Consider the following 543-nt stretch of genomic DNA (forward strand, 5'->3'; position numbering starts at 1 on the left):
CACCCGGCTGGTCTCGCCGTCGGAGAAGGAGGCGTACGCGCTGTCCGGGGAGCGCGGCGCGACGGACGGCGACCTGCGCGGTGCCGCCCGCGGTGCCGCCGCACTCGTCCGGCACTGGCGGGTCGCCGCCGTCACCGTGACCCTCGGCGCTCGCGGAGCCCTGCTGTCGTACGGGGAGCACCCGCTGCTCGTCCCCGCGGGCACCGCGCACCGTGGCGACCCCTGCGGTGCCGGGGACCGGTTCGCCGCCACGGCGGCCGGGCTGCTGGCCGACGGGGCCCTGGTCGGGGAGGCCGTGGAGGGTGCCGTGGCCGCGGCGACCGAGTTCGTGGGCGCCGGCGGGACGGGTGCCGTCACCTACGCCGACGACGTCGGCCCGGCGGTCGTCACCGACGCCGCCGACGCCCGCGACCTGGTCGCGCGGGTCCGCGCCACCGGCGGCACCGTCGTCGCCGCTGGCGGCTGCTTCGACCTGCTGCACGCCGGGCACGTCGGACTGCTCCAGGCCGCCCGGCGTCTCGGCGACTGCCTGGTCGTCTGCGT

Annotated in this window: 1 protein-coding gene; it reads left to right on the plus strand. The window is 79.2% G+C overall.

The features are described 5' to 3' along the window. Positions 1 to 543, plus strand: a 543-nt coding sequence (locus AC5P09_RS52115; protein WP_493880651.1) for a PfkB family carbohydrate kinase, incomplete at both ends; no start/stop codon positions are given.

Source organism: Streptomyces sp. a15 (assembly GCF_059026085.1).